8 protein-coding genes are annotated in these 8008 nt (G+C 68.8%); all 8 read right to left on the minus strand.

The window, feature by feature from the left end; genetic code table 11:
- Positions 1-389: 389 nt before the first annotated feature.
- Positions 390-1856 (minus strand): hypothetical protein, encoded by a 1467-nt coding sequence (locus tag IFT89_RS19005; RefSeq protein WP_202939745.1) that lies wholly within the window; start codon positions 1854-1856, stop codon positions 390-392.
- Positions 1846-2658, minus strand: a complete 813-nt coding sequence (locus IFT89_RS19010; protein ID WP_244650863.1) for a TIGR03943 family putative permease subunit — start codon at positions 2656-2658, stop codon at positions 1846-1848. Before IFT89_RS19010 ends, IFT89_RS19005 begins: the two co-directional genes overlap by 11 nt.
- A complete protein-coding gene (locus IFT89_RS19015) occupies positions 2651-3739 on the minus strand; it encodes a permease (protein ID WP_374190806.1) in 1089 nt (362 codons plus the stop codon). Before IFT89_RS19015 ends, IFT89_RS19010 begins: the two co-directional genes overlap by 8 nt.
- A 7-nt stretch (positions 3740-3746) precedes the next feature.
- Positions 3747-4148, minus strand: a complete 402-nt coding sequence (locus IFT89_RS19020) for a Fur family transcriptional regulator (RefSeq protein WP_079704165.1) — start codon at positions 4146-4148, stop codon at positions 3747-3749.
- 92 nt (positions 4149-4240) lie between these two features.
- A complete protein-coding gene (locus IFT89_RS19025; RefSeq protein WP_202939746.1) occupies positions 4241-5140 on the minus strand; it encodes a metal ABC transporter permease in 900 nt (299 codons plus the stop codon).
- A complete protein-coding gene (locus IFT89_RS19030; RefSeq protein WP_202939747.1) occupies positions 5137-5994 on the minus strand; it encodes a metal ABC transporter ATP-binding protein in 858 nt (285 codons plus the stop codon). Before IFT89_RS19030 ends, IFT89_RS19025 begins: the two co-directional genes overlap by 4 nt.
- Positions 5991-6965 carry a metal ABC transporter solute-binding protein, Zn/Mn family gene (locus IFT89_RS19035; RefSeq protein WP_202939748.1) on the minus strand — a complete coding sequence of 325 codons (975 nt, stop codon included), beginning with the start codon at positions 6963-6965 and terminating at the stop codon, positions 5991-5993. Before IFT89_RS19035 ends, IFT89_RS19030 begins: the two co-directional genes overlap by 4 nt.
- 97 nt (positions 6966-7062) lie before the next feature.
- A partial coding sequence (locus tag IFT89_RS19040; protein ID WP_202939749.1) for a dihydrolipoamide acetyltransferase family protein occupies positions 7063-8008 on the minus strand: 946 nt, incomplete at its 5' end.

Consider the following 8008-nt stretch of genomic DNA (forward strand, 5'->3'; position numbering starts at 1 on the left):
ACGCTGTTGAGTTCTCAAGGATCGGATGCTCCTGCCTTTGGCCATCACGACCGCCCTGCAGGGCAACTTCTCTATCTTACATCTTCCCGGTTTGTTGTCAACTCGGCGTTTCAGCCGCTCTGCGAACAGAGTCATGCTGAGCACGAGTGACACCAGGAGGAAGTCATCCAACCGAGACTTGAAACGATAACATCGAAATGTTCTCGCTTTTGGCTGGGGATTGTCCCCGCTTGAGGCCGAGAAGCTCTTCCGCTTCCCGCACCTTTGGGGTGACGAGTGATTACTCTACGTGTGTCTCGGGATCGTGGCAAATTCCGCTTGCATCCCGGGCGTGTCGCCCGGAATCACGCGGTTTTCGCCGAGGCGGCCTCGAACGGGTCGGCACAGGGTCACTGTGCGACACCCGTGCCGGCGCACCAGGACAGGTCGAACCCGGCCTGCGTCCCGACCACCGTGCCGGTGCGGGCGTCGACGACCTCGATCTCGGGACCGTTGGGCATCGGCGCGTTGGCGTACCCGTCGAAGCCGGCCTTCGCGAAGTCGGGGACGACGACGACCGCGACGTACTCCGCGTTCGGGCTCGCGCACAGTGACCAGATGACGGCACCCGGCTCAGGTCGATAGAGCTCGGCGGTCGCGCCGTCCTTGATCGCCAGTACCCGCTGCTCCGTGGTTCCGGCGGAGCGGTCGTAGTCGGCGTAGATCCTGGCCGACAGGGACTCGGACAGTGCGACGAGTTGTCCAGGGATCTCGGTGGGCGCCACCGAGGGCAGGACGAACGGTTCGCTCTTCCCCGTCGCGAGGTCGAGCACGACCACACCGTCGACCTGCTCGATGACGACCTTGGTGGTGCCCGGGATGTAGCTCGAGATGAGGGAGGCCCGGCCGAGCAGCACCGGATCGGTCGTCGCAGCAGGATCGAGCAGCTCGAGCGAGTTGTCCACCGTGCGGACGAGCATCGAGGAGGTCCGGGGCACGAACGACCACTCCGCCGCCTGGACCGCAGCCCCGTCGATCCCGCCGACCCGGGCGGCCTCCGTCGGTTTCCCCTGCCGCAGCTCGAACGAGTACAACGTGAGGTTGTCGCCGCCATCGCGACCGAACGACTGCTCCGTGAACAGGAAGCCCACCCGACTCTGCGCCGGAGCGGTCTGCAAGGAGGTGATCATCCCACCCATCGGAAGGGCCACCTCCTGGGTACTCCCATCGGTCGTGTCCACCACCACGATGCGACCGAGCCCAATCGTCTCCTGCTGCACGACGATCAGGGAGTCACCGATCGTCGCGAACTCCTGGATCTTCGCCGCTTCGTACGCGGTCTCGGGTTCACCACCGCCGATCGAGAGGCGCACGATCCGGTCATCCTGCTTCGTCGCCGCCGAGCCGCCGTCCTTGACCGGACTCCGCACGAGGGAGAACCCCTCGACGGGCGGCGTCGAGAACGACGTGGTGAGCGTGGCGGCCGGTCCGCCACCCGGCGCGGTGACACCGTCGACCGTGATCCGGTAGTCCGTCGCATAGGCGAGCGGCTCGGGGAACACCAGCGTGATGCCGCCGGCCCCGGTACTGACGTCGAAGTCTGCTGCCGGCTCGATCCGCACCCGGTCCGACCCGAGATCCGCGATCGGTTGGTTCACCGCCAGGACGACCCGCTGGCCCCAGGACTCCACGAGTCCGGTCGGGTCGACCACCGTGCGGACGAGCTTCGGCCCCTGGGTCAAGCCCACGACGGCCGCGCCGCCGCCGATGACGACGAGCGCGATCAGCACGATCGCGACCAGTCGGCCGAAACCGCTCCGGTCGCCGGCGGCCTGCGTCGACCGGCCTCGTGCAGCATCCCGGCGATCAGTAGTCATACGGGTCCGCCGGCTCCTCGACCTTGTCGACCTTCGCCGTCCCGACCACCAACGGCAGATGCGAGGCGTCGCTCGCGGTGAGCGCCCCCGAGACCTCGACCCAGTCGCCGGGCTTGAGCTGTTGGTCCCAGCCGTCGAGCTGCACGGGCACACCGACCGGCTGGGCGTCCACGGCGCAGCAGTTCACGACGAACCGAGAGACGTAGAAGACGTCGGCCGCGTCCGGATCGGCGATCACGAAGCCGACCCCGGTGAAGGCGCGCCCCTCGAGGTCGGCGGGACGCGTCGTCTGGCGCAACAGCGTGGCCCAGTCCTTGATGCCGAAGGTGCTGAAGTCCGGGTTCGAGGTCAGCACCGTCTGGGCGTCCTGCCCCTGGACCTCACCCGCGAGCGTGCCGGAGTTCACCGCGCGCTGGTCGGCCGTCGCGACCGAGAGCGTCGACGGCGGCAGCACCACCATCGCGCCGACCACCGCGAGACTGCCCACGACGGAGGCGAGCTGCAGCGCCGTTCGCCCGCGACGCTTCGGCACCTCCTCGACGTCCACGTGGACGAGGACGCTGACGATGCCGAGCGCGACCGCGATGAGCGCCATGATGACGGTGAAGACGAAGTATCGCGGGTGGATGTAGAGCCCAAGGCGATCGGTCAGCGCGAGCCAGAGGATGCACACGGCGGCGGTGACGAGCAGCAGCACGCCCCACCATCGCTGCCGGAGGCGTTCGAGCAGTGGGACGCGGCGATCGCCGGCCGTCGACGTCTCGGCGCGCGCGTGTCCGTGGGTGGCGTTCTGATCAGGCAAGGGCGTTCACTCCGAATCCGAGGGCCGCCGAGAACAGCACGGCGACCGCGGTGATGATCACGAGGGTCCTGGTCGTGTAGGTGGTGCGCATGAGTGCGAGCATCTTGACGTCGACGACGGGGCCGAGGACGAGGAAGGCGACGATCGAGCCGGGCATGAACGTCGATCCGAAGGACAGCACGAAGAAGGCGTCGACGTTCGAGCAGATCGAGACGATCACGGCGAGCGTCATCATCGCGAGCACCGACCAGACGGGGTTCGCGCCGAGGGTGACGAGCACCTCGCGCGGCACGAGCACCTGCACGGCGCCGGCGACGGCGGACCCGATGAGCAGCGCCGGCATGATCGCGCGCGCCTCGGCGACGAACTGCTGCAGGCTGCGCTCCACCTTCGTGTGCTCGTGCCCGTGCTGCTCGGTCACCTCGCAGCTGGCCTGGAAGGTCGGTGTGAGCAGCGAGCTGCGGTCGGGGTGCTTGCTGAAGAGCCACCCGATGAGGTTCGCGAGCAGGAACCCGCCGACCAGCCGGGCGACGAGGATCCCGCCGTCCCAGCCGAAGGCCTGATGCGTCGTGACGATGACGATCGGGTTGAGGATCGGCGCCGCGAGCAGGAAGGTGATCGACTCCGGCACCGTGAACCCGCGCACGATGAGGCCGCGGGCGAGCGGGACGTTGCCGCACTCGCAGACCGGCAGGAACATGCCGAGCAGCGAGATGCAGGCCCGGCGGAGGATCGGCTGCGTCGGCAACCACCGCTCGAGCCAGCCGTCGGGAAGCCAGATCTGCACGAGGATCGACAGCACGATGCCGAGCACCACGAACGGCAGCGACTCCACCACCACGCTGAGCGTCAGCGTCACGAAGTCGCGCACCGCGGTGGGCGGGGTGAGCGCCTCACCGAGCGGCATGAGCGCCCGGAGCACGAAGAGTCCGACCACCACGAGCAGTGCGACGCCGATCAGGAGCGGTGTCCGCAGGTTCCGTGGATCACGCCCCTCGGTGCGACCCCAGTGCTCCGCGCCGTCGTCGTCGGGCGCGGTCCAGTCGTCGTCGACCCCGAGGGTTCCGGTCGTCCTGCTCACTCCGGCCTCACGCGCGCTGGGCCGCCGCCGAGCAGTTCTCGCAGAGCCCGAAGACGTCGACGACGTGCTTCGCCTCGGTGAACCCGTGCTGCGACGCGACCGAGCGCGCCCAGGCTTCGACCTCGTCGGCCTCGATCTCGATGGTGAGACCACAGTTGCGGCAGATGAGGTGGTGGTGGTGCGTGCCCGGCGTGCAGGCGCGGTAGAGGTTCTCGCCCTCAGGCGACTGCAGGGAGTCCGCTTCGCCCTCGACCGCGAGGTCGGAGAGGGCGCGGTACACGGTCGCGAGCCCGATCGGCGAACCGGTGTCGCGGAGTTCGGCGTGCAGACCCTGAGCGCTGATGAATCCGTCGTTGCCGCCGAGGGCCTCGCGGACAGCTTCTCGCTGCCAGGTGTTGCGCTTCGCCACGGGTGCTCCTGCCTGTCGCTTCAAGGGTACCCGGGAACCGCTCGGAGGACGCTCCGAAGCAGCTCCGCGCGGACGCGGTGCACAGTCCACGGTCATCGCACGACCTGGGCGTGCCGCGTCTCGCCGACGGGTGCCCGACGACCACGTCGTCCGGACGCGGTGCGCGGCCCGACGATGCGGCAGACGAGGTAGATGAGGAAGGAGATCGTCGTGATGTAGGGGCTGATCGGGAGCGATCCACCGATGGCGAGCAGGATGCCACCGACCGCCGAGACGAAGCCGAAGAGCATGCTCAACACCGGGACGAGGACGGGCGACGACGACACCCGGAGCGCCGCGGCAGCAGGTGTCACGAGCAGCGCGAGGACGAGCAGCGCACCGATGATCTGCACCGATACCGCGACGGTGAGCCCGAGCAGCACCATGAAGGCGAGCGAGACGAACCGGCTCGGCACCCCGCGTGCTGCGGCGACGTCCGGGTCGAGGCTGTCGAAGCTGAGGGGTCGCCACAGGAGGAGGAGCGCGACCAGCACGACGATGCTGATGACGATGAGCAGGCCGAGCTGCGGGTCGTCGACCGACACGATCTGCCCGGTGAGGAGCCCGAACTTGTTGGCACTCCGGCCCGGATAGAGCGCGAGGAAGAGGATGCCGAGGCCGAGGCCGAACGGCATGAGCACCCCGATGATCGAGTTGCGGTCGCGCGCCTTCGAGCCGAGCAGGCCGATGAGGATCGCGGCGACGAGGGACCCCGCGAGGGACCCGACGACGACGTTCGCCCCGAACAGCAGCGCACCGGCAGCACCGGCGAAGGACAGCTCGCTGATCCCGTGCACCGCGAACGCCATGTCCCGCTGCATCACGAACACACCGATGAGGCCGCCGACGATGCCCAGGACCGCGCCGGCGATGATCGAGTTCTGCACGAGTTCGAGGAGTGCGCCGTAGTCCTGGAAGTTGAACAGGCGTCCCCAGAGGTCGTCGGTGTTCATGCGCCGACCCCCACCGCACCGGTGTGCGGATCGTCATGGTGATGGTGGTGGTGGGTCTCGCTGTCGGGGATGCCGACCACGACGACCCGGCCGTGACTGCGGAGCACGTCGACGGGCGTGCCGTAGAGCTCCGACAGCACCTCGCTGCGGAGCACCTCGTCGGGGGTGCCCTCCCGGAACCGCCCGCCCGCGAGGTACAGGATGCGGTCGACCATGGGGAGCACCGGGTTCACGTCGTGGGTGACGAAGACCACCGCGGTGTCGTGCTCGCGCCGACGACGGTCGATGAGTTCGCTGACCCCGCGCTGATGCTGGAGGTCGAGGCTGAGCAGTGGTTCGTCGCAGAGGAGGAGGATCGGGTCGTCCGCGAGCGCCTGGGCGACGCGGAGCCGCTGCTGCTCACCGCCGGACAGGGTGCCCACCGCGCCGTCAGCGTAGGCGGTCGCGCCGACGGAGGCGATCAGCTCGTCGACCCGACGCTTCGTCGCAGCAGTGCGGATGGGGAGTCCGAACCGGTGGCCGTCGACGCCGAGGGCGACGAGATCGCGACCGCGCATCGGCGTGCCGGCGGGGATGAGCTTCTGCTGCGGGATGTAGCCGATGCGGCGGTCGCCGCGGTGCACCGGGCCTCCGGCGACCCGGATGGTCCCGCGGTCGAGCTGCTGCTGCCCGAGGATGGTGCGCAGCAGACTCGTCTTGCCGGAGCCGTTCGGGCCGAGCACGGCGAGGAACTCCCCCGGGCGCACCGAGAGGTCGAGGCCGTCCCAGAGCGTGCGTCCGCCGAACCCGAGCTCGGCCCCGGCGAGCGCGAGGACGTCGACGGGGCCTGAGCCGTCGGTCGGACCGCTGGTCATCGATTCAGTGCGTCCGCCACGGCGTCGACGTTCTCGGTCATCCACGAGAGGTAGTCCTTGCCGTCCGGGAGGGTCTCGGTGAATGACAGCACCGGCACGCCTGCGTTCTCCGCGGCGGTCTTGACCTGTTCGGTCTCGCCGCCACTCGTCTGCTCATTGTAGGCAAGCAGCGCGACCGATCCGCCGCCGAAGAGGTCGAGCGTCTCCTTGAGGACGGTCGGTGACACGTCGGTGCCTTCCTCGATCGCCTCGCTGAACGCCTCGGGGGTGCGGTTCACGAGTCCGGCGCCCTCGAGCAGGTAGAGCGGGACGGGCTCGGTGATGGCGACGCCCTCGCCGTCGTGTGCGGTCTTGATCGCGGCCTGGGCCGTCTCGATCGTGCCGAGGGACTCCGTGAAGGCCTTCGCGTTCGCGGTGTACGTGGCGGCGTGCGCGCTATCGAGTTCGCCGAGCTCCTTGGCCAGCTCGTCGGCGAGCTTCGCCATCGTCGGGAAGCTGTACCAGACGTGCTCGTTGAAGCCCTCGATGTGGTCGTGGCCGTCGTCCTCGGCGTGCGCCTCGTCCGTGTGCTGCTCGTCGGCGTGGTCCTCGTCCGGGGCGAGGCCCGACAGGTCGACGACGTTGACGACCTCGACGGACTCGTTCTTGGCGGCGTCGAGGAGCGTGTCGACGAACGGGTCGTAGCCGCCGCCGTTCTCGATGACGAGGTCGGCGTTCTTGATGGAGAGCTGGTCCTGCGTGCTCGCCTCGTAGGAATGCGGGTCCTGGGCTGCCGAGGAGATGAGCGAGGTCACCTCGACGTCCTTGCCGCCGATCTTCGAGGCGATGTCGCCGTAGACGTTCGTGGAGGCGACGATGGTGATCTTGCCGTCGTCGGCCGCGCCCGACGCGCCGCTGCCGGAGCAGCCCGCGAGGACGAGGGCGGCTGCCGGGAAGATGGCCAAGGTTGGGAGCAGGGTGCGAGCGCGCATTGATGAACCTTCTCGATCGGGGTGAGAAGGCCAACGGTACGCCTATTGATACTGATTCTCAAAATCGCCCGGCTGGAAGGTTCCTGAGCAGGTGTACTCAGTCGAGCAGCAGCGCCGGCTCCTCGATGATCGACGCGACGTCCGCCAGGAAGCGGCTCGCGACGTCGCCGTCCACCACGCGGTGGTCGAAGGAGGCACCGAGCGTCGTCACGAACCGACTGCGCACCTCGCCGTCGACGACCCACGGCTTCTGCTTGATCGTGCCGAGCGCGACGATGCCGACCTCGCCCGGGTTGAGGATCGGGGTACCGGTGTCCATGCCGAAGACACCGATGTTCGTCACCGTGATCGTGCCGTTCTGCTGGTCGGCGGGCGGCGTCTTACCGTCGCGGGCCGTGAGGGTGAGGGTCTCGAGGGCTCGCGCCAGCTCGAGCAGGCTCATCGCCTGCGCCTCCTTGACGTTCGGGACGATCAGTCCGCGCGGTGTCGCGGCGGCCACGCCGAGGTTCACGTAGTGGCGGACGATGATCTCCTGGTCCGTCCACTCGCTGTTGACCGTGGGGTTGCGGCGGACCGCCCAGATCATCGCCTTGGCCATGATGAGCAGCGGCGAGACCTTGACGCCGGCGAAGTCCGTCGAGTTCTTCAGACGCTTGACGAACTCCATCGTGCGCGTCGCGTCGACGTCGACGAAGAGGGAGACGTGCGGCGCGGTGAAGGCGCTGCGGGTCATGGCCGTCGCGATGGCCTTGCGGACGCCCTTGACCGGGATGCGCTCCTCGCGCTCGTCGGCCCACTCCGGCGTCTCGATGTTGCGGAACACGCTCGCCTGGCTGGCCTCACGGATGACGTCGTCGCGGGTGATCTCCCCCGCGAGCCCGGTGCCCTCGATGGCCGTGAGGTCGACCTCGAGGTCTTTCGCGAGCTTCCGGATCGGCGGCTTGGCGATGACCGGCAGCGCGGACGCGGCGGGGATGCTCGACGGCGGCTGGCGGCGCACGGGCGGCTGCGGGGTGACGGCCGGGCTCGCCGGCTCGACGACG

It is taken from the genome of Plantibacter sp. CFBP 13570 (assembly GCF_014841395.1).
Lineage (GTDB): Bacteria > Actinomycetota > Actinomycetes > Actinomycetales > Microbacteriaceae > Plantibacter > Plantibacter auratus.

Coding starts and splice junctions, on each gene's coding strand:
- IFT89_RS19030 (WP_202939747.1), bottom strand. CDS start 5,994: ATGACCAGCGGTCCGACCGACGGCTCAGGCCCCGTCGACGTCCTCGCG.
- IFT89_RS19025 (WP_202939746.1), bottom strand. CDS start 5,140: ATGAACACCGACGACCTCTGGGGACGCCTGTTCAACTTCCAGGACTAC.
- IFT89_RS19035 (WP_202939748.1), bottom strand. CDS start 6,965: ATGCGCGCTCGCACCCTGCTCCCAACCTTGGCCATCTTCCCGGCAGCC.
- IFT89_RS19005 (WP_202939745.1), bottom strand. CDS start 1,856: ATGACTACTGATCGCCGGGATGCTGCACGAGGCCGGTCGACGCAGGCC.